Below are 22,031 nucleotides of genomic sequence, written 5' to 3' on the forward strand. Positions count from 1 at the left end.
TCGAAAACTAGCCTACAAAATTCCTTTGTGAGCCACTTCATATAGCAACGCTATAGGTGCTAGGGTAGCGGTTATGAGTTTCGATGACCAGCTTCCGCCCAAAATTCGGTTGCTTCGCGCAGCGGCCGAGTTGCTGGCGAATTCGGAGGGGTCAGCGGTCTCAACGCGCCAGATCACCAAGCTTGCCGGGGTCACGGCGCCAACGCTCTACCACCACTTTGGCGACAAAGAAGGCTTGTTCGACGCCGTCGTATCGGCCGGATTTGAAGAGTATGTGGCAGGGGAGCGGGATTTTGCACCGTCCGGGGAGCCCTTGGAAGACGTCCGGCGGATGTGGGACAACCACGTCCACTTCGGGCTGAGCCAACCCCATCTTTACCTGGTCATGTTCGGCAACATCAGGCCTGAGAGTCGCCCGGCAATCGTGGCAGATGCTGAAGCACTCCTGGAAGAAATGCTGAACAAGGCCGCCATTGCCGGTCAGATCAACGTGCCGCCCCGCGAGGCTGCCCGCAGCATCCTGGCGGCCAACGTGGGCGTCACGCTCATGCTGATCGCCGAACCGGTGGAGGAACGGAACCTCGAGCTCTCAACGATGACCCGGGATTCCATGATTTTTGCTGTCTCCACGGACACCGCCCGTGGCGCCGCAGCGGAGGATTCCGGTAAGTCCTCGGTAGTTGTTGCGGCAATCGCCCTGAATGCGGCACTGCAGGCCTCGCATTCGGACCAACTTTCCAGCTCTGAACTGAAGCTTTTCCTTGAATGGCTTCACCGCATTTCCAGCAGCTCCTAAGGCTGCGCTCTCTCTCGATCTATATCGACTGACCCCGCGCCGCCGCGGGACACACGTTAGGAATTCACATGGCAACAGAGACAGTTGCGAAGCCCCGCACCAGCGTGCGCGTTGGTGTACAAAAGTTCGGCACCTTCCTGTCCGGAATGATCATGCCCAACATCGGCGCCTTCATCGCCTGGGGCCTCATCACGGCCCTCTTCATCGAGAAGGGCTGGTTTCCAGTCGCTGAACTGGGCGGTTTCGGCACCAATGCCGAGGGTGATCCCAACGGGGGCATCGTCGGCCCCATGGTCACGTACCTCCTTCCAATCCTGATCGCCTACACGGGCGGCCGGATGGTCTATGACGTCCGCGGCGGTGTGGTGGGTGCTATCGCAACCATGGGCGTCATCGCAGGCACGGATGCGCCAATGTTCATCGGCGCCATGATCATGGGCCCGCTGGGTGCCTGGACCATGAAGAAGATCGACGCCCTGTGGGATGGCAAGATCCGCCCGGGCTTCGAAATGCTGGTCAACAACTTCTCCGCCGGTATCTGGGGCGCGCTGTTGGCACTGGGCGGCTTCTACGGCTTGTCCTGGGTTGTCCAGCGCTTCACTGATGGCGCCGGTGCAGTGGTTGGTTTCCTGGTCAACAACGGCCTGCTGCCACTGACCAGCATCTTCATCGAGCCGGCCAAGGTCCTCTTCCTCAACAACGCCATCAACCACGGCGTACTCACCCCGCTGGGCATCCAGCAGTCCTTGGAACAGGGCAAGTCCATCCTGTTCCTGCTGGAAGCCAACCCCGGCCCGGGCCTCGGCATCCTGCTGGCGTACATGTTCTTTGGACGGGGCGCCGCCAGGGCTTCGGCTCCGGGCGCAGCAATCATCCACTTCCTCGGTGGTATCCACGAGATCTACTTCCCGTACGTGCTGATGAAGCCCATCCTGATCCTTGCTGCAATCGGCGGCGGCATGGCGGGCATCGCCACCATGGCCATCACCAACTCCGGTCTTGTGGCTCCCGCCGCTCCGGGTTCCATCATCGCGGTGCTCGCGCAGACATCCCGTGACAGCTACGTTGGCGTGATCCTGGCGGTCATCCTGGCCACGGCCGTGTCCTTCCTGATTGCCGCAGTCATCCTGCGTACGTCCAAGAACAAGGGCGACGACGACCTCTCCGCGGCCACCTCCCGCATGGAAGCCATGAAGGGCAAGAAGAGCTCGGTCTCCTCGGCGCTGACCGGCAACAGCGCTGGCGCCCAGGACGGCACCGTGCTCACCCGTCCGGTCCGGAACATTGTGTTCGCTTGCGACGCCGGAATGGGTTCCAGTGCCATGGGCGCCTCGGTCCTGCGCAACAAGATCAAGGCGGCCGGCTTCCCTGACGTCAAGGTCACCAACTCGGCCATTGCCAACCTCAACGACAACTACGACGTTGTGGTCACCCACCAGGACCTGACCGAACGCGCCCAGCCGAGGACGGCCAGCGCCGTTCACTACTCGGTGGACAACTTCATGAACAGCCCCGAGTATGACGACATTGTTGAGCTGGTCCGCAGCAGCAACACTGACGGCGCGGCTTCAGGCACGACGACGGAACCCGCCGCCGGGGCACAGCCCGCCGCAGCTGCCACAACAGCAGCCCACGCCCATGGTGCGCATACCGCTGAACCGGCCGCCGCCGTCGAAGGTAAAGGTGTCCTGCTCCGCGAAAGCGTGATCCTGAACGGAACCGCAATGGACCGTGACGCAGCGATCGACGAGGCCGGAAAGCTCCTGCTGGACCGCGGTGCCGTGGATGTCAGCTACGTCCACGCCATGCACGAGCGCGAGGAATCCGTGTCCACCTACATGGGCAGCTTCCTGGCGATCCCGCACGGCACCAACGATGCCAAGGAACACATCAACCACTCGGCCGTGTCCATCATCCGCTACCCCCAGGGAATCGACTGGGGCGGCAAGCAAGTGAAGTTCGTGGTCGGCGTGGCCGGCCTCAACAATGAGCACCTCCATATCCTGTCTTCAATCGCCAAGATCTTCACCAACAAGGCACAGGTTGCCCAGCTGGAAGAAGCCACCACGGTTGACGAAGTCCTGGAGCTGTTCGGAAAGGTCAATGCATAGTGAAGGCAGTCCATTTTGGGGCAGGCAACATCGGGCGTGGCTTCGTGGGACTGCTGTTGCACGAGGCCGGCTATGAGGTGGTGTTCGCTGATGTTGCGGACGCGCTGATCAGCCAGCTTGCATCGGCCAGCAGCTACGACGTCCACGAGGTCGGCGAGAATCCGGCGGTCAAGACCGTCACCGGTTTCCGCGCTTTCAACTCGGGTTCGCAGGAAGCCGCGGTAGTGGAGGAAATCTCGACGGCGGATGTTGTCACCACTGCTGTGGGGCCGCACATCCTGAAGTTCGTGGCGCCGGTGATCGCCCGCGGGCTGGCCGCCCGGTCCACGGATTTGCCGCCGCTGCAGGTCATGGCCTGCGAGAACGCCATCAACGCCACGGACCTCCTGCGCACGGAGATCCGGGCGGCCTGGGACGACTCGGCGGGCGACTTGGACGCCGTCGCGGTCTTTGCCAACACCGCTGTGGACCGCATTGTCCCCAACCAGGCGCCCGGCCAGGGCCTGGACGTCACGGTGGAGACCTTCTATGAGTGGGTCATTGACCGCACGCCGTTTGACGGAAATGCGCCGGTAATCCCGGGCGCTACCTTCGTGGACGAGCTGGGCCCGTACATTGAGCGCAAGCTGTTCACGGTCAACACCGGCCATGCATCGGCAGCGTATTTCGGTTACCAAGCCGGGCTGGAAAAGATCTCCGATGCCATGGCTGATCCGGCCGTGGCTGCCAAGGTCCGGGCTGTGCTGGAGGAAACCAAGGAACTGCTGGTAGCCAAGCATGGATTCGTTGAAGCGGAGCAGGAAGCGTATGTGCAGAAGATCCTGTCCCGCTTCACCAATCCACACCTGCCGGACACCGTAAACCGGGTGGGCCGTGCGCCGTTGCGGAAGCTCAGCCGGCACGAGCGCTTTGTTGGTCCTGCGGCGGAGTTGGCAGAGCGCGGCGTGACGCCGGTGGCTCTCCTGGAAGCGATGTCCGCAGCGCTGCGTTTCGACGACGGCAACGATGACGAAGCCGTGGAGCTCGCCTCCTTGCTGTCCGAACTGGACGCGGCCGCCGTCGTCGAGCGCATTACGGAACTGACGGCCTCGCACCCGCTGTTCCCGGCGGTCCGGAAGCTTGTGGAGGACCGGCAAGCCGAAGCCTAAACGCCATCCGAAAGTAACAAAGGCTCTCCAGCGGGAGAAAATTGCGTGACTTCAGTCACAAAGACCCGCTGGAGGGCCTTTCGGTTTTGAAGTTAGCCTCACCTTACTAATAGAGTCAAAAAGCAATTAGGCAACACATCTATGACTTATTAGTGAGCGGAGTACCGGCGTGAAAAAGAGGCTGTCGAGCTACATCGGGGCACTGGCTGCAGGGGCCGCCTTGCTGACCGTTACGGCGTGTGGAGGCGGGGCAACGGCGTCGCAGCCCGAGGAAGCCAGCACCATCACCATTGAGCACGCCCAAGGCTCCACCTCCAACGTTCCCGTGAACCCGGCCAAGGTTGTTACTTTCGATCTCGGCGTTTTGGACACCATGAACGCGCTCGGCGTCGAGCCCACCGGTGTTCCCGAGGCCAGCTACCCGGAGGCGCTGAAGAAGTTCTCCGAGGCCAAGTACGCCAAGGTTGGCTCCCTGAAGGAACCCGACTTCGAAGCCGTCAGCTCCGCAGCTCCGGACCTCATCATCGTCTCCGGCCGCACCGCCGGCGCCTACGAGGAACTGAGCAAGATCGCCCCCACCATCGATCTCTCCGTGGACGCCGCCAAGCCGATGGAAAGCTTCAAGGCCCAGACCGAGAAGCTCGGCAAGATCTTCAAGAAGGAAGACGAAGTCGCCTCCAAGCTTGCAGAAGTAGACAAGACGGTGGCAGAGACCAAGGCCAAAGCCGCCTCTGCCGGCAAGGGCCTGATCGTCCTGACCTCCGGTGGCGAAGTCACGGCGTACGGCGCCGGCTCACGCTTCGGCATCATCCACGACGTCCTTGGCGTTCCCACCGCCGCCGACGTCAAGACCGAAGGCTCCCACGGTGAGGCCGTTTCCTTTGAATACATCAAGGACACCAACCCGGACATCCTCTACGTCATCAACCGCGACACCGCGATCGGCACGGCCGGCTCCACCGCCAACCCCGTCCTGGACAACGAGCTCGTGAAGTCCACCAACGCCGCCAAGAACAACAAGATCGTCAACCTCGATCCCGCCGGCTGGTACATCGTTGGCTACGGCTTGAACAACGTCCAGGCCATGGTCACCGCAGTGGCCGACTCCGTCGCCTGACCTTCCGCTTCACCTGAAATCCTGACGTGACAACTACAGCCGTGCGCCCCACGGCAGCAGCGAGCCGCAACCGGACGGGCGAAACCGCCCGCCTGGTTGCGGCTGCTGTCGCGGTGCTGGTGATCGCTGTTGGCAGCATCTTCGTGGGCGTCAGCGATGTTTCGCTGCCCGCTTTTTTGGCCAACGACGCCGGTGCCTGGGAAATCTTTTGGGTCTCCCGAGTGCCGCGCACCGTTGCCGTGGTCCTGGCCGGGATGGCAGTGGCCGTTGCCGGGTTGATCATGCAACTCATGGCGCGAAACCGTTTTGTTGAGCCGTCCACGGTGGGCACCGTTGAGTCGGCCACTCTCGGGATCCTGGTGGTCACTGTGCTGGCTCCGGACTCTCCGATCCTCAGCAAAATGCTGGTGGCTTCGGTGTTCGCCGTCCTGGGTACGGCCCTGTTCCTGGCCATCCTCCGCAGGCTTCCTGCCCGGAACACCCTGCTGATTCCGCTGGTGGGCATCATGCTGGGCGGCATCATCGCGGCCGTCACTACGTTCTTCGCCTACCGTTTTGACCTCCTCCAAACCCTCAGCAACTGGATGATCGGCGACTTCTCAGGTGTGCTCCGTGGCCGGTATGAACTGCTGTGGATCGTTGCTGTCCTGGTGCTGGTGGGCCTCTTTGCTGCCGACCGCTTCACGGTGGCCGGCATGGGCCAGGACTTCACCACCAACCTTGGCCTGAACTACGCCCGCACCATGCGGCTGGGGCTGATGATCGTCTCGCTGATCTCGGCTGTGGTTGTCACCACCGTGGGTGCCGTGCCGTTCCTCGGCCTGGTGGTCCCCAACATTGTTTCGCTGCTGTTCGGCGACAACCTCCGCCGGGCTGTTCCTTGGACGGCGCTCTTTGGAGCAGCGTTCGTGCTGGTGTGCGACATCATCGGCAGGACCATCCGGTTCCCCTACGAGGTTCCCGTGGGCATGGTCATGTCAGTTCTTGGCGCCATCCTTTTCCTTTTCCTGCTGTTGAGGAAACGCAATGCCTGAAACTTCCCTGACGCCAATGCCCCTGAAGTCGGTTGCTCCCGTTTCCGCGGTGGCCCGCTGGCGCGACGCCATCCGAAGCACCCCGCCGGGACTGGTGATCGCCATTTTGGCGATTGCCGCCGTCGTGCTTGTTGCTGTTTTCCTGACGATCGACCTCAAGGGCAACATCGCTTACATCCTGCCGCGCCGCGTCATCAAGGTGTCCGCGATGCTCCTGGTGGCCGTGGCGGTGGGCGTCTCCACGCTGCTGTTCCAGACGGTGACTGCCAACCGGATCCTGACGCCGTCCATCATGGGCTTCGACTCCCTGTACATCCTGGTTCAGACTGCCCTGGCGTTCGTTGCCGGTGCCGCGACGCTGGCCACCGCGCCGTCCACGCTGAAGTTCGGCGTCGAAATCCTGCTGATGGTGGGGTTCAGTGCATTCCTGTACCGGTGGATGTTTACCGGAGCCACGCGATCCCTGCATCTGCTGTTGCTCGTGGGGATTGTTCTGGGGACGTTGTTCCGCGGTTTTTCATCGCTCCTGCAGCGGCTCATGGAACCGAGCGAATTCATCATCCTGCAGGACCTGTTCTTCGCCAGCTTCAACAATGTGGACCCGGGGCTGCTGGCGGTTTCCGCTGCGCTGATTGCCGGGGTGTGCGTTGGCGTGTGGCGCATGCGGCACACCTTGGACGTGCTGGCGCTTGGCCGTGAAGTGGCCATCAATGTCGGCGTGGACCACAAGCGCGTGGTGATGAGGGTGTTGCTTGCCTGCTCACTGCTCGTTGCGATTTCAACCGCCCTGGTGGGTCCCGTGACGTTCTTCGGGCTCCTGGTGGTCAGCCTCGGCTATCAGCTCTGCCGTGGCTTCCGGCACGCTTGGTTGCTGCCGATCGTGGTGCTGATTGGTGCCATTGCGTTGGTTGGCGGCCAGTTGCTGCTGGAGCGCGTGTTTGGCTTTGCCACTGCCCTAAGCGTCATCATCGAGTTCACCGGGGGCATCCTCTTCCTTTACCTGTTGCTGAAAGGCTCGCTGAAATGATTACCGTCCGGAACGTCACCAAGCGATACGGCGGCACCACCGTGCTGGACGATGTGTCCTGCGAGATTCCCCGCGGCGGCATTACGTCCATCATCGGCCCCAACGGTGCGGGCAAGTCGACGCTGCTCTCCCTGATCAGCCGGCTGCAGCCCATGGATGCCGGGGGAGTCTCAGTTGCCGGACTGGATGTCACGGCCACCCCCAGCAAGGAACTGGCCAGGACCATGGCCATCCTCCGGCAGGAAAACCATCTGACAATGCGGCTTACCGTGCGCGATCTCGTGGCCTTCGGGCGCTTCCCGCACAGTGGTGGCCGGCCCACTGTTGAGGACCTTGAGTATGTGGACGAGGCCATCCGTCAGTTGGATCTGACGTCCATGGCGGACAAGTTCGTTGACGAGCTCTCCGGTGGTCAGCGGCAGCGTGCCTACATTGCGATGGTCCTGGCGCAGGACACTGAGTACCTGCTGCTGGATGAGCCGCTGAACAACCTGGACATGAAGCACTCCGTGGAGATGATGCGCCTGCTCCGGCGTTTGTCGGACGAGCTAGGGAAGACCATCGTGTTGGTGGTCCATGACATCAATTTCGCGTCCTGCTACTCGGACACCATCCTGGCCATGAAGAACGGCCGGCTCATCCATCAGGGAACGCCATCGGAGATCATGCGCGCGGGGATGCTGCACGACGTCTATGACATCGATATCCGCATCGAGGAAATCGACGGCAACCGCATCGGCGTGTACTTCGCCTGACGCTCCGGCATACAGGCCCGAAGGAATGTCAGCAACCTTACTTTCGAGGAAAAAGGCTGCTACTTTGGCAGCATCGCTGATGTGGATCGCCGGACCGGACCGTGGCCCGGCAGCGGAAAACAGGAGGTATCTTCAGTGAACGACACCCCTCAGCACAATGAACTGCCTTTGGCTGACTACGATCACATTCCCAGTGGAACCTTGCCGTCCCGGATCTCGGGCCTGGATGAGGGCGGGATCGAGCAGCTCCTCAACTACGAGCACGCGCATGGGAACAGGCTCCCCGTCGTCCAGATCCTGGAGCACCGGCTCGAGGCTCTCAAGAACGGCGCTAAGCCCAGCGGGAGCACCTCGCCCAGTACGCCCGAGGTCAGCCGGACCAGCACGGGTTCGCCCGTCAGCCCGGCAACGTCCGGCCCGCCGATCAACCCTCCGTCCCAGGGTGTTCCCACCAACCCGGCCCAGCCGCGGTGATGCCGGCTCTCCGGTGATGTGAGTTAAACGCCGACGTCGGCACCCAAGCCGGGTGCCGACGTCGTACTCTTTCTGCTGTCGCGGCTAACGTACTGCTGCGGTTTCCGCTTCCGACATCGCCTTCCATTCAGCCACGCGGGCCTGATGCAGGGGCGATTTACGGACTACTGCGTACGCGATGCCGAGGATGGCGAACCAGATGGGCGTCACCAGCAATGCGGTGAGGGTGTCCGGCTGCGTGGTCAACGCCCACACAAGGAAGGCGAAGAACGCGAAGACCACCCACACCATGGGAATGCCGCCGGGCATCTTGAACGGTGAGGCCGCGTGCTGCTCCGGGCGACGCTTGCGGTACACGAGGTAGCTGGCCAGGATGATGGACCAGACGAACATAAAGCAGACAGCGGACACGGTGGTCACCATGTCGAACGCCACGCCAACGTCCTTGCCCGCGTAGAGAAGCGCGACGCCGGCCAGCAGCAGGACGCAGGACAGGAACAGTGCGTTCTGGGGTACTTTGCGGCTGGAGAGCCGGCCGAAGAGCTTGGGGGCATCGCCATCGTGGGCCAGGCCGTAGACCATGCGTGACGTGGAGTAGATGCCCGAGTTGGCCGATGACATGGCCGAGGTAAGCACCACGAGGTTGACCACGGTAGCTGCCATGCCGAGCCCGGCCAGCGAGAACATGGCGATGAAGGGGCTTTGGCCTGCCTTGAACTCGGTCCACGGGGTGACGGACATGAGGATGATGAGGGCGCCTACGTAGAACAGCATGACGCGCAGGGGGATGGCGTTGATGGCGCGGGGGAGGTTGTGCTCCGGGTTCTTGGTTTCGGCAGCGGCGGTGCCCACCAATTCAATGCCCACGAACGCGAAGACTGCGATCTGGAATCCGGCCACAAAGCCCATGAATTCCTTGGGGAAGAACCCGCCGTGGCTCCAGAGATTGGTGAAGCTCGCAGTGCCCGCGTTGGACTGGAAGCCGGTGAAGATCATCACCAGGCCCACCACGATCAGCGCCACGATGGCCACGATCTTGATGAGTGCGAACCAGAACTCGGTCTCACCGAAAGCCTTCACCGTGGGCAGGTTCAGGAGAAGCAGGATGATGATGGTGGCGATGCCCGGGATCCAGAGTTGGATTCCCGGCCAGAGCTCGTTGGCGTAGCCCGCGATCGCGATGACATCGGCGACGCCCGTGACAACCCAGCAGAACCAGTAGGTCCATCCGGTGAAGAATCCTGCCCAAGGGCCCAGGAGGTCGCCCGCGAAATCGCTGAAGGACTTGTAGTTCAGGTTGGACAGCAGCAGTTGACCCATGGCCCTCATGACGAAGAACAGCATGAAGCCGATGATCATGTACACAAAGATCACGGAAGGCCCGGCAACGGAGATGGTTTTGCCGGAGCCCATGAACAGGCCGGTTCCGATCGCGCCGCCGATGGCCAGGAGCTGGATGTGGCGGTTGCTGAGCGAGCGTGACAGGTGGGGCTCGCTGTCCCTGCTGGAGGCGCGGAGCTGCCCCTGTGTTGTCTGATCGGACATTAGTTCAAGAACCCTTCGAAGGACCCGCCACAATAGTGACGGCCGTTACAAATGTGTTCGATAAAGCTATAGCCAATGCCTGACAAATGGCGAATCGGTCTGCATGGCGAAAGCTCCCCTTGTGGAAAAGAGGAGCTTAGGCCGTGGTTTGGCGGTGTTCATTACTTTGCGGCGGCTAGGCGATCTGACGCTTGTAGGCTGCCGTGGCAAAGGCGTAGGAAACAACGAGGATCCCAAGGCACCAGGCCAAGGCCACCCAAATGTCGCCGCCCACCGGGCGTTGCGCGAACAGATCCTGGATGGTGTTCACGATTGACGTCACGGGCTGGTTCTCGGCGAACCAGCGCACCGGGCCGGGCATGGTCTCCGTCGGGACAAAGGCCGAGCTGATGAAGGGCAGGAAGATCAACGGGTAGGAGAAGCCCCCTGCGCCGTCCACGGATTTCGCTGAGAGACCGGCGATGATGGCGATCCACGTCAGTGCCAAGGTGAAGAGTGCCAAAATGCCCGCGACCGCCAGCCAGTCCAGCACGTTGGCCGAGGTGCGGAAACCCATGAGGAGCGCCACCAGGACGATGATCACCAGTGAGAGCCCGTTGGCCACCAGCGATGTCAGCACGTGGGCCCACAGGACCGACGAACGTGCGATCGGCATGGACTGGAACCGCTCGAAGATGCCGCTCTGCATGTCCGTAAACAAGCGGACGGCCGTATAGGCGATGCCGGAAGCAATGGCGATCAGCATGATGCCCGGCAGCAGGTAGTTCACGTAGTTATCGGTATCGGTCCTGATGGCGCCGCCGAACACGTAGACGAACAGCAGCATCAGTGCGATCGGGGTGATCGCGGTGGTGATGATGGTGTCCACGCTCCGGAAGATGTGCCGCATGGAACGGCCCAGCAGGACCGATGTGTCGGCGAAGAAATGGGTGCTCATGACCTGTCCTTTACTGACTCGTTGCTGCCTGGTTGAACTCCAGCGCCGGCGCCTGCTTGAACGCCGGCGCCGGTGCCTGTGCCCGTACCCACCAGCGCCAGGAAGATGTCCTCCAGGCTTGGTTGCTTCTCGACGTATTCGATCTTGGCCGGCGGCAGCAGCTGCTTGAGTTCGGCGAGAGTGCCGTTTGCGATGATGCGTCCCTCATGGAGGATCGCGATCCGGTCCGCGAGCTGCTCGGCTTCGTCCAAGTACTGCGTGGTGAGCAGGACTGTGGTCCCCTGATGGGCGAGATTCTTGACGATCTGCCACACCTCAAGGCGCGCTTCGGGGTCGAGGCCGGTGGTTGGCTCATCCAGGAAGATCACCTTCGGATCACCGATCAGGCTCATGGCGATGTCCAAACGACGACGCATGCCGCCCGAGTACGTCGCCACCTTGCGGGACGCCGCCTCGGTGAGGCTGAACTGCGCCAGCAGGTCATCGGCTATTCCGCCCGGATTCTTCAAGTGCCTGAGTTTCGCTACCAGGATCAGGTTCTCCTTGCCGGAGAGGACTTCGTCCACTGCGGCGAACTGACCGGTGAGGCTGATGGACTGCCTCACCTGAAGCGACTCGGCGGCAACGTCAAAGCCCTCGACGGCGGCCGAGCCGGCGTCCGCTTTCAGCAGCGTAGAGAGGATTTTCACCATAGTGGTCTTGCCCGCTCCGTTGGAGCCCAGCAGGGCAAAGATGCTGCCGGGGGCTACCTCGAAATCGACTCCGCGGAGTACATGGAGATCCTTGTAGGACTTTTCGATGCCCTTTACCTGTATTGCCGCAGCAGTCATGATTCCGCTTCTTTCGCCTTGTCGATTGCCTTGTTCAGGCGCTCGCGTTCCTTGTCGATCCAGCGCTTGCCGCCGTACGCCTGGGCGAAGGTTTCGGCGAATTCGATCGGATCTTCGCCCACCATTTCGGTCACCGGCGTGCCTTCAATAGCAGCCCTTTCCCACAGGTCTGCCAGGTCCGTGAACATCTGGACCATGGTGTCGCCGTCGGTGACGCCGCCGTAGTACATCAGGTAGCGGTTGAAGGCCGACGCTACGGTCCGATAGGGCTCAGGCAGTGCATCCATGCGGCCCTTGGCTTGCTTGTACTGCTTCTTCTGCTCGAGTGACCCGGTGACCAGTTCGATCCATTTTGCTGCCATGGTTACTTTCCTTCCTTGCGGAGCTCTTCAATCCGTCCGGACAAGAAGCTCCAGGTGTTCCAGAATTCGTTCAGTTCTTTTTGGCCCTGCGCATTGAGTGTGTAGACCTTGCGGGGCGGCCCTTTTTCGGAGGGACGCTTCTCAACGTCCACCAGCCCCTTTTGCTCGATCCTGACCAGCAGCGCGTACACGGTGCCTTCAGCGATCTCGGTGAATCCTTGCTCCCGGAGCAGCGTGGTGATTTCGTATCCGTACGCTGCCTTTCCGGTCAGAAGGGCTAGAACTATGCCCTCCAATGTGCCTTTGAGCATCTCTGTCATCTGCTTGCCCATCGGACACCTCCCTCGCTACTCAGTATTACTAGCTACCACTACATAGTAGAACTAAGTACCGGTACTTAGCAATACTGAGTTCTGAGGATACTTTGCCAAGTGGCATGCTGGGGTAGTGACTACTCCATCCGGTACCGTGCCCGCCTTGTTCACCGCCGCCGTCGAGGGTGGAACCTTCACCCTCAGGCGCGCCCGCAGGGGCGACCTGCCGCGGATACTCGAACTGCTGGTGGACGATCAGCTGGGCGCCGTCCGCGAAAATGCCGACGATTTAGCGCCGTACGAGCAGGCTTTTGAGGCGATCGACGCCGATCCGTCGCACCTTTTAGTGGTGGGCGAACTCGCCGGCGAGGTGATGGCCACGTTCCAGCTCAGCTACCTTCCAGGGCTGTCCCGCAAGGGGTCCTGGCGTGCTCAGATCGAGGCGGTCCGGGTGGCTGATGTCCTCCGGGGCCAAGGTGTTGGGGCGCTGATGATCCAGTGGGCTGTTGACCAGGCGCGGGATCGGGGCTGTTCCCTGGTTCAGCTCACCACCGACAAATCCCGCGTAGCGGCGCATCGTTTCTACGAGCGTTTGGGGTTCGTCGCCAGCCATGAGGGCATGAAGTTGACGCTTTAGGGGGCTGGCTCCTCACTGTTTTCCACATAGGGCGATTCCGCCCTTATGGGGCCCTGGGCCCGCTGGAAGGGTGGGGCTATGGAGAAGATTCAAGAGCGGCAAGGTGTTGGTGGTGGCTCACTTGAACCCGGAGTCGGCCATAAGGCCAGGGACTCCGCGATCGATGTTTCGGACCTCATTACCCTGCTGAAGGCCGTCCGGTTGGGGTCCTCCAGCGTTCAGCTGATTGATCAGCTACGCGATTTAGAGAGCCTGAAGTCCGCCATTGCCGGCGTTCAGGCCCATGCCGCAGTGGCTTTCGACCTTGCGCAACGGCAAGAGCAGACACTCGCCGGTGTTCCAGCATCGGAGCAAGGGCAAGGTTCCGGAGCGCAGATTGCCCTGGCGCGCCGCGAGTCACCAAGCCGGGGCTCGCGCCTTCTGGGGTTGGCGAAAGCGTTGGTGAGGGAGATGCCGCGCACCATGGCCGCCTTGGAATCGGGCCAGCTCAACGAGTGGCGTGCCACGTTGCTCGTGAAGGAAACAGCTTGCCTCTCCCTGGAAGATCGGCGTGCCGTGGATGAGGAACTCGCGCCGGATGAAGGTACCTTTGAGGGCGTCGGTGACAAAACAATCATCGCCGCGGCCAAAGCCGCCGCCTATCGGCGCGATCCCCGCACCGTTTCCCAGCGCGCCAGCCGCGCTGCCACAGAGCGGACTGTCAGCCTGCGCCCCGCGCCGGACGCCATGACATACCTGACCGCCCTGCTTCCTGTTTCCCATGGCGTTGCCGTCTATGCCGCGCTTTCTCGAAAGGCAGACTCCGCGCGCGCCGGCGGAGACCCCCGGAATCGGGGCCAAGTTATGGCGGATGCCTTGGTGGAACGCGTCACCGGCAGGCGGGGCGGTATCAGCGGAGTCGATCTCGAGCTCATCATGACGGACCGCACGTTATTGCAGGGTGACAGTGAACCTGCCCGGTTGAAGGGCTACGGAATAGTCCCCGCTGAGTGGGCGAGGGCATTGGTCGGCGCCGGTGCGGTTCAAGCGGACAAGACCCCTGGGCAGGAGCCTTCCACCTCGGGCGGCGGCCCGGTGTCAACGCCGGATCCGGAGTTCACTGTATGGCTTCGCCGCCTCTACACAGCGCCTTCCACCGGGGATCTCATCACTATGGACTCCAAGGCGCGGCTCTTTCCCCCGAGATTGAGGCGGTTTATCGAGATCCGGGATGACGCCTGCCGCACTCCTTACTGTGATGCACCCATCAGGCATATCGATCACGTCGTGCCATGGCATTCGGGCGGCACCACCACAGTGACCAATGGTGCAGGGCTCTGCGAAGCATGCAATCACGTCAAGGAAAATCCTGGCTGGGCGGCCCGTCAGGTGCCCGAGGATGTGCACACTTTGGAAGTCAGCACACCAACAGGGCATGCCTACCGATCATCAGCGCCGCCACTTCCTGGCCATCTTCGATCAACGGGTGCGCCGGTCGAGGCGGCTGGGGGTCTTTAGTCCCCGGGGTTAGGCTTATCGACTCTTAGGTACCCTAACTATTAGGATACCTAAATATGAGCACCTTTGATCCTCGGTTACTTGATCTCGCCCAGGAATTTCGTGAGTCACTGCGCCTCGGCGTGTACATGTTCCGCCGGCTCGATCCCGACGGCGACCTTACTGCCGCGCAACTGAGCCTGCTGTCCATGATTTCCGACGGCGGCCTCCGCGTGGGCGATATCGCCAGGAATCTGGGTATCAAGGTTCCCAGCGCTACGGAGCAGATCATCAAGCTCGAGCGCGCCGGCCTGATTACGCGCCAGCAGGATCCCGACGATTCCCGCGCGGTGCAGGTAGTCATTACTGAATCCGGGACGTCCGCGGTTAGCTCTGCCAATCAGCGGCGCAACGCCATGGTGGCCGAACTTCTGGCGGACCTCAGCAGCGACGAAATTGAGCACCTCGCCGCAGCATTGCCGGTCATCGCCAAGCTCAACAGCTCATTCCAGAACTAAGAAAAGCCGCAGGACTAAAAAGACCAGCACCGACAAGGAGCCATTGAATGTCACGCCAGTTGGCTGACGCTTCAGCAAGCGCCGAAACAGCCATCGAAACCACGCTGGAGGCGGAGAAAGCCTCCTTCCTCAAGCAGCCCAAGGCGGTGTGGGCCACCGCCCTGGCTGCCGTTTTCGCGTTCATGGGTATCGGGCTGGTGGACCCGATCCTGCCCGCGATTGCCAAGAACCTCGAGGCATCCACCAGCGAAGTCTCGCTGCTATTCACCAGCTACTTCCTGGTGACGGCCATTGCCATGTTGATCAGCGGATTCGTATCTTCAAGGATTGGCGGCAAGAAAACCTTGCTGATCGGTTTGGCGATCATCGTGGTTTTCGCGTCCTTGTCCGGCTTCTCTGGCAGTGTTGAGCAACTGGTGGGGTTTAGGGCGGGTTGGGGCCTCGGCAACGCACTGTTCGTGGCCACGGCCCTCGCCGTGATCGTCGGCGTGGCCAGCGGGGGAACCGGCACGGCCATCATCCTTTATGAAGCAGCCTTGGGCCTTGGCATCTCGCTGGGGCCGCTTCTGGGCGCTCTCCTTGGTGGCTGGCAGTGGCGGGCACCCTTCTTCGGCACCGCTGTCCTCATGGCGGCAGCCTTTATCGCACTGCTGGCGTTGTTGCCCAAAACACCAGCGCCCGCTAAGAAATCCCGCCTCAGGGATCCACTGCTGGCGCTCGGACACAAGGGGCTACGTACCACCGCGGCGAGTGCCCTGTTCTATAACTACGGGTTCTTCACCATCCTCGCGTTCACCCCGTTCATTCTCGGCATGGACGCCTACGGGATCGGGGGAGTGTTCTTCGGCTGGGGAGTAGCAGTCGCCGTCTTCTCGGTTTTCGTCGCCCCAGTTCTGCAGAAGCGGTTCGGGGCCGTCAAGGTCCTCACCGGCACTCTGGCCGTGCTCATGCTCGACCTCATCGGGCTGGGACTGGCCGCTGGGCACTCGGTGACCGCCGTCGTCGTGCTTGTCATTGCTGCCGGTGCTTTGCTGGGCATCAACAACACTGTCTACACCGAGTTGGCCATGGGAGTCTCCGATTCACCGCGTCCTGTCGCTTCCGCCGGTTACAACTTTGTGCGTTGGATGGGCGGGGCACTGGCCCCCTTCGCGGCAGCTCAGCTCGGTGAACACTTCGGACCGCAGATTCCGTTCTTCGCGGGCGCAGTTGCCATGGCGATCGCCATCTTCATTGCGCTTGGTGGCCGCACATACCTGAAATCGCACGAGCCACACCTGGTGTGATTCACCGCGGCTGAACAGCTCCTAAACACCGGAAAGCCCGGCGGAATCAATCCGCCGGGCTTTCTTCGCGCTACTTTGCTTCGTCGGAGGTGACCGGAAGCGGGGCTACCGGTGCGCCCTTGGGAACAAACAAGGTTTCAGCTTGCTCCAAGGACATGCCGTTCGTTTCGGGAACCTTGAACATCACAAAGAAGAACGATGCCGCCGCGAACGCCGCGTACATGGCGTAGGTCAATGGCAGCGAACCTGCTGCCATGATGGGGAAGCTGAGCGTGATGGCGAAGTTCGCGATCCACTGTGCCGCGGCGGCCAGACCGAGGGCGCGGGCGCGGATGCGGGACGGGAAGATCTCACCCAGCAGAACCCACACGAGCGGACCCCATGAAGCCCCGAAGCTGATAACAAAAACGTTGGCGGCAACCAGGGCAACGGGACCCCAAGCGCCCGGGAGGCTGATCTCTGAACCCGTACCGACCGCCGAGGAGAAGGCCAGTGCCATGACGCCGAGGGACACGGCCATGCCAATGGATCCGGTCAGGAGGATAGGGCGGCGGCCGATTCGGTCCACCAAAGCGATGGCAACCAGGGTCACCAGAATGTTGGTCACGGACGTTGCAACGGAGATTGTCAGGGAGTCCTTTTCCTGGAACCCAACTGCCTTCCACAGGGTGGTGGAGTAGTAGAAGATCACGTTGATGCCAACGAACTGCTGCAGCACGGACAGGATGATGCCGATCCAGACCACCGGCAGCAGGCCGAACCTGTTGCCGCGGAGTGAGCCCTTCTTGGTGGAGAGCTTTTCCTGTTGGATGGAGTCCCGGATTTCACGAATGTGGCGCTCGATGTCGTCACCCGGGATGAGCTTCTTGAAGACGGTGCGGGCCTGGTCTTCCTTGCCGTTGAGCACCAGGAAGTGCGGGGACTCCGGCAAGCGGAAGGCAATCCACCCGTATACCGCGGCCGGCAGGGCGCAAGCGATGAACATCCAACGCCAGGCTTCAATGTCCAGCCACAAAATGCCGTCGGCGCCGCCGGCCGAGTTGGCGAGCACCGCATCGGAGAGGAGGGCTGCAAAAATGCCGGTGGTGATGGCCAGTTGCTGGAGTGATGCCAGGCGCCCGCGTACGTGGCGCGGGGAAATTTCGGAGATGTATGCAGGGGCAATGACAGAGGCAAGTCCGATACCCAAGCCTCCCACCAGACGCCAGAAGATGAGGTCCCAGACACCGAAGGCCAGGCCGGTTCCCACCGCACTCACCAGGAAGAGCAGCGCACCGATTTTCATGGCGGGGATGCGTCCGTAGCGGTCGGCTATCTTCCCGGCGAAGTAGGCGCCGGCGGCGCAGCCCAACAATGCGACAGCTACGGCGAATCCGGTCAGTGCCTCGCTCATGACGAATTCGTCCGCCATTGCATCCACCGCACCGTTGACAACGGACGAATCGAAGCCAAAGAGGAAGCCGCCCACGGCACCTGCAACGGCCAGGCCGATCACTTTCCTGGAAACTGGTGGCGCGCCTTCTTCGGTGCTGGAACTGGACATGGGTCTCCCTTGGGGAATGGTGTGGTGGGATCGCGGTGCGGGACGTCGTCGGCTGTCCGACGGGGACGCCGGTGCACTCGCGCTACACAGTGTGGCACGTCATATCGCCCGAGTTCCAGTCAAGTGACCGACGCGACATGCATTCAGGTTGTTAACGTATGGACGTCTATTGGGGGCCTGTGAGCTTGCTGGGTGGCCCCTACATGCTAGCTGTGTTGCGAAAATGACGTCCGAGGATGTGGAAAACGCAGCAGATGACAGAACTAATTGAACGCATCGCTTGAAGCGCGGGATGCCTTGGTAGCTCAAGAAAGAAAGGCAGCCCGAGGGCTGCCTTTCGTTCGTCGCCACGTCGCCACCGCTACTAGAGGCGGAGAGATGCTGAGGTGAACTATTGCTAGTGCGCCGGCACTGACTCCTTGGCTGCTGCCTTCGGATCGGTGAGCTTCTTATTCGGCAACGCGAAGCTGATCAGGAAGGCAATGACCATGAGCCCGGCAGCCGTGAGCATGACGATGTCGATCGCTTGGGCGAAGCCTTCAGTGATGGGCCGTGTCAGCGTGCTGTTGGCGGTGTGGAGCCAGCTGGTGTCATTCAAGGATTCGTTGTTGGCGCCATTCTTGAAGAAGTCAAAGAGCTTGGCGTTGGCGGGATCGGATGCCACAGCCGGGTCCTTCATGACAGCTTGGTAGTCCGGGTTGGAAGCGGCGGTCTTCATGCCCTCGGCGATCTTGTCGGCCGCAACGCTGAACAACATGGAGATGAACACCGCAGTTCCCACCGCGCCACCCATCGAGCGGAAGAAGGCGGCCGTTGACGTGCCCACGCCCATATCTTTAGGCGGAACGGATACCTGCATGGCAAGGGTCAGGGGTTGCATGCAGAAGCCCAAACCTACACCGAAGAACACGGCAATCAGCCCGGGAACCCACAGGCCGGTATCGACGCCGAGGACCAGGCCCATGACGGTAGCGGCAGCAGCCAGGATCGCCGTACCCATGATCGGGAAGACCCGGTACACCCCTGATGAGGAGATGGTTCGGCCTGCGGAAATCGATCCGAAGAGGATGCCTACAGTAAACGTGATCATCATCAGGCCGGCCTCGGTGGGAGTCAGCCCCTTCACGAGCTGCAGGTACATGGGCAGCATGGCGATGGCGCCGAACATTCCGATGCCGATGATGAAGTTCAGCAGCGAGGACAAGCCGAAAGTGGTGTTCTTGAAGAGACGCAGAGGAATCAGGGCGTAGTCGCCGGCCCGCTTTTCAGCGAGCAGGAACGCCACGATGCCAATGACGCCGAGACCGTAGCAGAGCCAAGAGGCTCCCGATGCCCAGCCCCAGACGCGGCCCTGCTCTGCGACCAGAAGCAGCGGAACAATGGCCAAGGTGATGGCTGCGGCACCCCAGTAGTCGATCTTTTGCTTCACGTGCCGCGCGGGCAAGTGCAGGTACATGAAGACCACCACAAGGGCGGCGAGCCCAATGGGTAGATTGATGAAGAAGACCCAACGCCAGCCTTCGAAACCCAGGATGTTGGCGGAGCCCGCGAAAGCCCCGCCAATCACCGGACCGAGCACGGAAGAAATGCCAAAAACGGACATGAAGTAGCCCTGGTACTTGGCCCTGTCCTTCAGGGCCACGATGTCACCGATGATGGTCAGTGCCAACGCCAGCAAGCCGCCGGCTCCGAGGCCTTGGATGCCGCGGGCAATGGCAAGCTCGGTCATGGAGTGCACGGATCCGGCGTAGAGCGATCCCACCAGGAAGATTACGATGGCCACGAGGTACAGCGGGCGGCGACCGAAGATGTCGCTGAGCTTGCCGTACAGGGGCGTGCTCACCGTCGAAGTGATGAGGTACGCGGTAGTGGCCCACGCCTGAAGCGAGAGGCCATCGAGATCGTTGGCGATGGTGTAGATGGACGTGGACACAATGGTCTGGTCCAGCGACGACAGGAACATGCCGAGCATGAGTCCCACCATGACGGTGAGTGTCTGACGATGGGTCAGCACCTCGCCGGCGGCCCGTACGGGCGTGGTTTTGGACATATCTTCTCCAGAGGTGGCAGAAAAGTGGGTTAAGCAGGATAGTTGCTTTCAGTAACTATCTTACTGCCGGGTTGATTCCCTCCGGGAGAATATTTCTTCCACTTTCCTTTCTAAGTCGGGAGCCGCGGAAGAGTCAGCGCTCGATCAGGATGCCGTCCGGGTCGCAGTAGATCATCACGCCGGGTTGGATGCGAACGCGATCAATGACCAGTTCAACGTCCACCTCACCAACACCCGTCTTGGCGCTTTTCTTAGGGTTGCTGCCGAGGGCTTTGACGCCAAGGGGCAGGCGGGAGATGGCCTCGCGGTCCCGGATGGCTCCGTTAATCACCACGCCGGACCAGCCGTTGGCCACAGCGCTCGCCGCAATAAGGTCTCCCATGAGGGCAGTCCGCAGTGACGCTTGTCCATCAATGACCAGAACGGCTCCTTCGCCGGGGGTGTTGAGGATGGTCTTCACCAGGGCGTTGTCTTCAAAGCACCGTATGGTGCGTACCGGTCCGCTGAAATGGGTGTTCCCACCCAGGTTGTGGAACTGAATGGCTATGGACTCCAGTTCCTCCCCACGTTCGTCGTAGAGATCGGCCGTATTCACTTGCTCGCTCACAATGCTTCTCCTCAGTCGCTGTGAGGCCACACTAACGCTCGCGACGGGGCCATAGCACCGCTTGTAGCGGCCTATGTGGATAAAAGGCGCGACGGCGGCTCATGGTCGCTTCGCCGCGCTAGGCTGAATCCAAACATTCAAATGAGGGGAAACCTGCCATGAGCTTGTCCGACCTGCCGGGTCCGGTGCCGGATCCTGCCGTCATTCGCGGCGGAACCACCACGGCACTTGCCGAACCTGTTGCCCGGGTCCGGCCGATCTGGGTTACCGGCGTTGTGCTGGTCAACCTCGGCATCAACGCAGCGTTCTTCGGCCCCCTCCAAGTGCTCCTCGGCCTGCAGGCAGCCCACTTTGACGAAGGCCAGAAAGAAGCGATCCTTGCCTTGGTCACTGGCTGTGGAGCAGCCGTTTCCATGGTGGCAAACCCGCTGTTCGGGGCGTTCAGCGACCGCACGACGTCCCGGTTTGGTCGGCGTGTTCCTTGGGTCCTGATGGGCGCCATCCTGGGAGCTGTTGCGCTCGTTGCCTTGGCCGGTGCTCCCAACGTTGCAGCCATGACGTTGCTTTGGTGCCTTGTGCAGGCCGGAGCCAACGCCATGTACGCCGCCATTACGGCCGCCGTACCTGACCGCGTCCCTGTTCCACAGCGTGGAACTGTAGGTGGACTAGCCGCCATGGGGCAGACAGTAGGCATCTTGATCGGCGCGGTTATCGCGGCGGTCGTCGTTGGAAACTTCGCCGCCGGGTACTGGCTGTGCGCTGCGGCGTTGTTGGCCGGCGTCGTGCTTTACCTTTTCAAGAATGACGATCAGCAGCTTCCGCCAACTGAGCGCCCGCCGTTCAACCTGGCAGACTTCCTCAAGGGCTTCTGGGTCTCGCCTAAACGCTATCCGGATTTCGCGTGGGCTTGGCTGACCCGTCTGCTGGTAAGCACGGGCAACCACATGGTCACGTTGTATCTGTTGTTCTTCCTTAGTGATGCTGTGCGTCTGAAGGAAACTGAGGGAATCGATCCCTCGTTTGGTGTCCTCATACTTACCGGGCTGTATGCGGTCTCGGTCATTATCACCAGCGTGCTTGGGGGCCGGCTGAGCGACAAGATGGGCAAACGGAAGCCATTGGTGATCGCGTCGTCGGTCATCATTGCGCTGGCCTCGCTGATCCTCGCCTTCGCACCAACATGGATCGGCGGGCTTGCCGGTGCGGTGGTGTTGGGGATCGGGTTTGGAGCCTACCTCGCCGTCGACTTCGCCCTCATCACGCAGGTCCTCCCGACGGGGATGGACCGCGGCCGGGACTTGGGCGTTATCAACATTGCCAACTCGTTGCCCCAGGTGATCGCCCCGTTGATCGCCTCTCCGTTTGTCCTCTACTGGGGCGGCTACGTCTCGCTTTACGTAGCCGCCGCAGTCATCGGGCTCTTGGGTGCCGTGTTCGTGGTGAAGATCAAGAGCGTCGACTAGT

General features: G+C 61.5%; 21 protein-coding genes. 13 read left to right on the forward strand and 8 right to left on the reverse strand.

Annotated elements, in window-relative coordinates; translation table 11 throughout:
• The first annotated feature begins 73 nt into the window (after positions 1-73).
• The 8 genes from M1D51_RS01550 to M1D51_RS01585 all read left to right on the forward strand — a co-directional run bounded on the left by M1D51_RS01550 (position 74) and on the right by M1D51_RS01585 (position 8,462).
• Positions 74-796, forward strand: a complete 723-nt coding sequence (locus M1D51_RS01550; protein WP_458108272.1) for a TetR/AcrR family transcriptional regulator — start codon at positions 74-76, stop codon at positions 794-796.
• Positions 797-864: 68 nt separating this feature from the next.
• Complete coding sequence (locus M1D51_RS01555; protein ID WP_458108273.1) at positions 865-2,907, forward strand: PTS mannitol transporter subunit IICBA; 2,043 nt, start codon at positions 865-867, stop codon at positions 2,905-2,907.
• The gene (locus M1D51_RS01560; RefSeq protein ID WP_458108274.1) at positions 2,907-4,055 is read left to right on the forward strand and encodes a mannitol-1-phosphate 5-dehydrogenase; all 1,149 of its coding nucleotides are present in this window, start codon (positions 2,907-2,909) and stop codon (positions 4,053-4,055) included. The genes M1D51_RS01555 and M1D51_RS01560 overlap by 1 nt, the downstream gene beginning before the upstream one ends.
• Positions 4,056-4,224: 169 nt before the next feature.
• The gene (locus M1D51_RS01565) at positions 4,225-5,172 is read left to right on the forward strand and encodes a siderophore ABC transporter substrate-binding protein (protein ID WP_458108275.1); all 948 of its coding nucleotides are present in this window, start codon (positions 4,225-4,227) and stop codon (positions 5,170-5,172) included.
• A gap of 26 nt (positions 5,173-5,198) precedes the next feature.
• Positions 5,199-6,206 (forward strand): ABC transporter permease, encoded by a 1,008-nt coding sequence (locus M1D51_RS01570; RefSeq protein WP_458108276.1) that lies wholly within the window; start codon positions 5,199-5,201, stop codon positions 6,204-6,206.
• The gene (locus M1D51_RS01575) at positions 6,199-7,233 is read left to right on the forward strand and encodes an iron chelate uptake ABC transporter family permease subunit (protein WP_458108277.1); all 1,035 of its coding nucleotides are present in this window, start codon (positions 6,199-6,201) and stop codon (positions 7,231-7,233) included. Before M1D51_RS01570 ends, M1D51_RS01575 begins: the two co-directional genes overlap by 8 nt.
• Complete coding sequence (locus tag M1D51_RS01580; protein WP_458108278.1) at positions 7,230-7,988, forward strand: iron ABC transporter ATP-binding protein; 759 nt, start codon at positions 7,230-7,232, stop codon at positions 7,986-7,988. Before M1D51_RS01575 ends, M1D51_RS01580 begins: the two co-directional genes overlap by 4 nt.
• Positions 7,989-8,123: 135 nt before the next feature.
• Positions 8,124-8,462, forward strand: a complete 339-nt coding sequence (locus M1D51_RS01585) for a hypothetical protein (protein WP_172325215.1) — start codon at positions 8,124-8,126, stop codon at positions 8,460-8,462.
• Between the two features lie 84 nt (positions 8,463-8,546).
• On the opposite strand, the gene cycA is transcribed toward M1D51_RS01585, so the two are convergent.
• The 5 genes from cycA to M1D51_RS01610 all read right to left on the reverse strand — a co-directional run bounded on the left by cycA (position 8,547) and on the right by M1D51_RS01610 (position 12,468).
• Positions 8,547-10,007 (reverse strand): D-serine/D-alanine/glycine transporter, encoded by a 1,461-nt coding sequence (gene cycA, locus M1D51_RS01590; protein WP_172325214.1) that lies wholly within the window; start codon positions 10,005-10,007, stop codon positions 8,547-8,549.
• A gap of 175 nt (positions 10,008-10,182) precedes the next feature.
• Positions 10,183-10,944 (reverse strand): ABC transporter permease, encoded by a 762-nt coding sequence (locus M1D51_RS01595; protein WP_172325213.1) that lies wholly within the window; start codon positions 10,942-10,944, stop codon positions 10,183-10,185.
• A complete protein-coding gene (locus tag M1D51_RS01600; RefSeq protein WP_458108279.1) occupies positions 10,941-11,774 on the reverse strand; it encodes an ABC transporter ATP-binding protein in 834 nt (277 codons plus the stop codon). The genes M1D51_RS01595 and M1D51_RS01600 overlap by 4 nt, the downstream gene beginning before the upstream one ends.
• Entirely contained in the window at positions 11,771-12,136 is a 366-nt protein-coding gene (locus M1D51_RS01605) for a DUF1048 domain-containing protein (protein WP_026542987.1), read from the reverse strand. Before M1D51_RS01605 ends, M1D51_RS01600 begins: the two co-directional genes overlap by 4 nt.
• A 2-nt stretch (positions 12,137-12,138) precedes the next feature.
• Positions 12,139-12,468 carry a PadR family transcriptional regulator gene (locus M1D51_RS01610; RefSeq protein WP_026542986.1) on the reverse strand — a complete coding sequence of 110 codons (330 nt, stop codon included), beginning with the start codon at positions 12,466-12,468 and terminating at the stop codon, positions 12,139-12,141.
• 115 nt (positions 12,469-12,583) lie between these two features.
• On the opposite strand from M1D51_RS01610, the gene M1D51_RS01615 reads away from it, so the two are divergent.
• The 4 genes from M1D51_RS01615 (at position 12,584) to M1D51_RS01630 (ending at position 16,367) form a co-directional block, all read left to right on the forward strand.
• A complete protein-coding gene (locus tag M1D51_RS01615; protein WP_458108280.1) occupies positions 12,584-13,087 on the forward strand; it encodes an N-acetyltransferase family protein in 504 nt (167 codons plus the stop codon).
• A 78-nt stretch (positions 13,088-13,165) separates the two neighbouring features.
• Positions 13,166-14,584 carry an HNH endonuclease gene (locus tag M1D51_RS01620; protein ID WP_458108281.1) on the forward strand — a complete coding sequence of 473 codons (1,419 nt, stop codon included), beginning with the start codon at positions 13,166-13,168 and terminating at the stop codon, positions 14,582-14,584.
• A 56-nt stretch (positions 14,585-14,640) separates the two neighbouring features.
• Positions 14,641-15,081, forward strand: coding sequence for a MarR family winged helix-turn-helix transcriptional regulator (locus M1D51_RS01625; RefSeq protein ID WP_458108282.1), 441 nt, complete (start codon positions 14,641-14,643; stop codon positions 15,079-15,081).
• A 47-nt stretch (positions 15,082-15,128) separates the two neighbouring features.
• Positions 15,129-16,367, forward strand: coding sequence for an MFS transporter (locus M1D51_RS01630; protein WP_458108283.1), 1,239 nt, complete (start codon positions 15,129-15,131; stop codon positions 16,365-16,367).
• 70 nt (positions 16,368-16,437) lie between these two features.
• Here M1D51_RS01630 and M1D51_RS01635 read toward each other — a convergent pair whose 3' ends face one another.
• From M1D51_RS01635 to rraA, 3 genes are all read right to left on the reverse strand, one after another.
• Positions 16,438-17,910, reverse strand: coding sequence for a sugar porter family MFS transporter (locus tag M1D51_RS01635; RefSeq protein WP_458108284.1), 1,473 nt, complete (start codon positions 17,908-17,910; stop codon positions 16,438-16,440).
• A gap of 397 nt (positions 17,911-18,307) precedes the next feature.
• The gene (locus M1D51_RS01640) at positions 18,308-19,960 is read right to left on the reverse strand and encodes an MDR family MFS transporter (RefSeq protein WP_172325964.1); all 1,653 of its coding nucleotides are present in this window, start codon (positions 19,958-19,960) and stop codon (positions 18,308-18,310) included.
• A gap of 133 nt (positions 19,961-20,093) precedes the next feature.
• Positions 20,094-20,567: a ribonuclease E activity regulator RraA gene (gene rraA, locus M1D51_RS01645; protein ID WP_458108285.1), complete on the reverse strand. Its 474-nt coding sequence runs from the start codon at positions 20,565-20,567 to the stop codon at positions 20,094-20,096.
• Positions 20,568-20,725: 158 nt separating this feature from the next.
• Here rraA and M1D51_RS01650 point away from each other — a divergent pair, with 158 nt between their 5' ends.
• Positions 20,726-22,030 (forward strand): MFS transporter, encoded by a 1,305-nt coding sequence (locus M1D51_RS01650; RefSeq protein WP_172326246.1) that lies wholly within the window; start codon positions 20,726-20,728, stop codon positions 22,028-22,030.
• Position 22,031: the final 1 nt, after the last annotated feature.

The sequence above is a fragment of the Arthrobacter sp. R3-55 genome (assembly GCF_054161505.1).

Bases quoted from the DNA above. Each gene is read 5' to 3' on its own strand.
- M1D51_RS01580 (WP_458108278.1), top strand. From the start codon at position 7,230: ATGATTACCGTCCGGAACGTCACCAAGCGATACGGCGGCACCACCGTG.
- M1D51_RS01575 (WP_458108277.1), top strand. From the start codon at position 6,199: ATGCCTGAAACTTCCCTGACGCCAATGCCCCTGAAGTCGGTTGCTCCC.
- M1D51_RS01595 (WP_172325213.1), bottom strand. From the start codon at position 10,944: ATGAGCACCCATTTCTTCGCCGACACATCGGTCCTGCTGGGCCGTTCC.
- M1D51_RS01550 (WP_458108272.1), top strand. From the start codon at position 74: ATGAGTTTCGATGACCAGCTTCCGCCCAAAATTCGGTTGCTTCGCGCA.
- M1D51_RS01610 (WP_026542986.1), bottom strand. From the start codon at position 12,468: ATGGGCAAGCAGATGACAGAGATGCTCAAAGGCACATTGGAGGGCATA.
- M1D51_RS01600 (WP_458108279.1), bottom strand. From the start codon at position 11,774: ATGACTGCTGCGGCAATACAGGTAAAGGGCATCGAAAAGTCCTACAAG.
- M1D51_RS01630 (WP_458108283.1), top strand. From the start codon at position 15,129: ATGTCACGCCAGTTGGCTGACGCTTCAGCAAGCGCCGAAACAGCCATC.
- M1D51_RS01625 (WP_458108282.1), top strand. From the start codon at position 14,641: ATGAGCACCTTTGATCCTCGGTTACTTGATCTCGCCCAGGAATTTCGT.
- M1D51_RS01620 (WP_458108281.1), top strand. From the start codon at position 13,166: ATGGAGAAGATTCAAGAGCGGCAAGGTGTTGGTGGTGGCTCACTTGAA.
- M1D51_RS01640 (WP_172325964.1), bottom strand. From the start codon at position 19,960: ATGTCCAAAACCACGCCCGTACGGGCCGCCGGCGAGGTGCTGACCCAT.
- M1D51_RS01650 (WP_172326246.1), top strand. From the start codon at position 20,726: ATGAGCTTGTCCGACCTGCCGGGTCCGGTGCCGGATCCTGCCGTCATT.
- M1D51_RS01635 (WP_458108284.1), bottom strand. From the start codon at position 17,910: ATGTCCAGTTCCAGCACCGAAGAAGGCGCGCCACCAGTTTCCAGGAAA.
- cycA (WP_172325214.1), bottom strand. From the start codon at position 10,007: ATGTCCGATCAGACAACACAGGGGCAGCTCCGCGCCTCCAGCAGGGAC.
- M1D51_RS01555 (WP_458108273.1), top strand. From the start codon at position 865: ATGGCAACAGAGACAGTTGCGAAGCCCCGCACCAGCGTGCGCGTTGGT.
- M1D51_RS01605 (WP_026542987.1), bottom strand. From the start codon at position 12,136: ATGGCAGCAAAATGGATCGAACTGGTCACCGGGTCACTCGAGCAGAAG.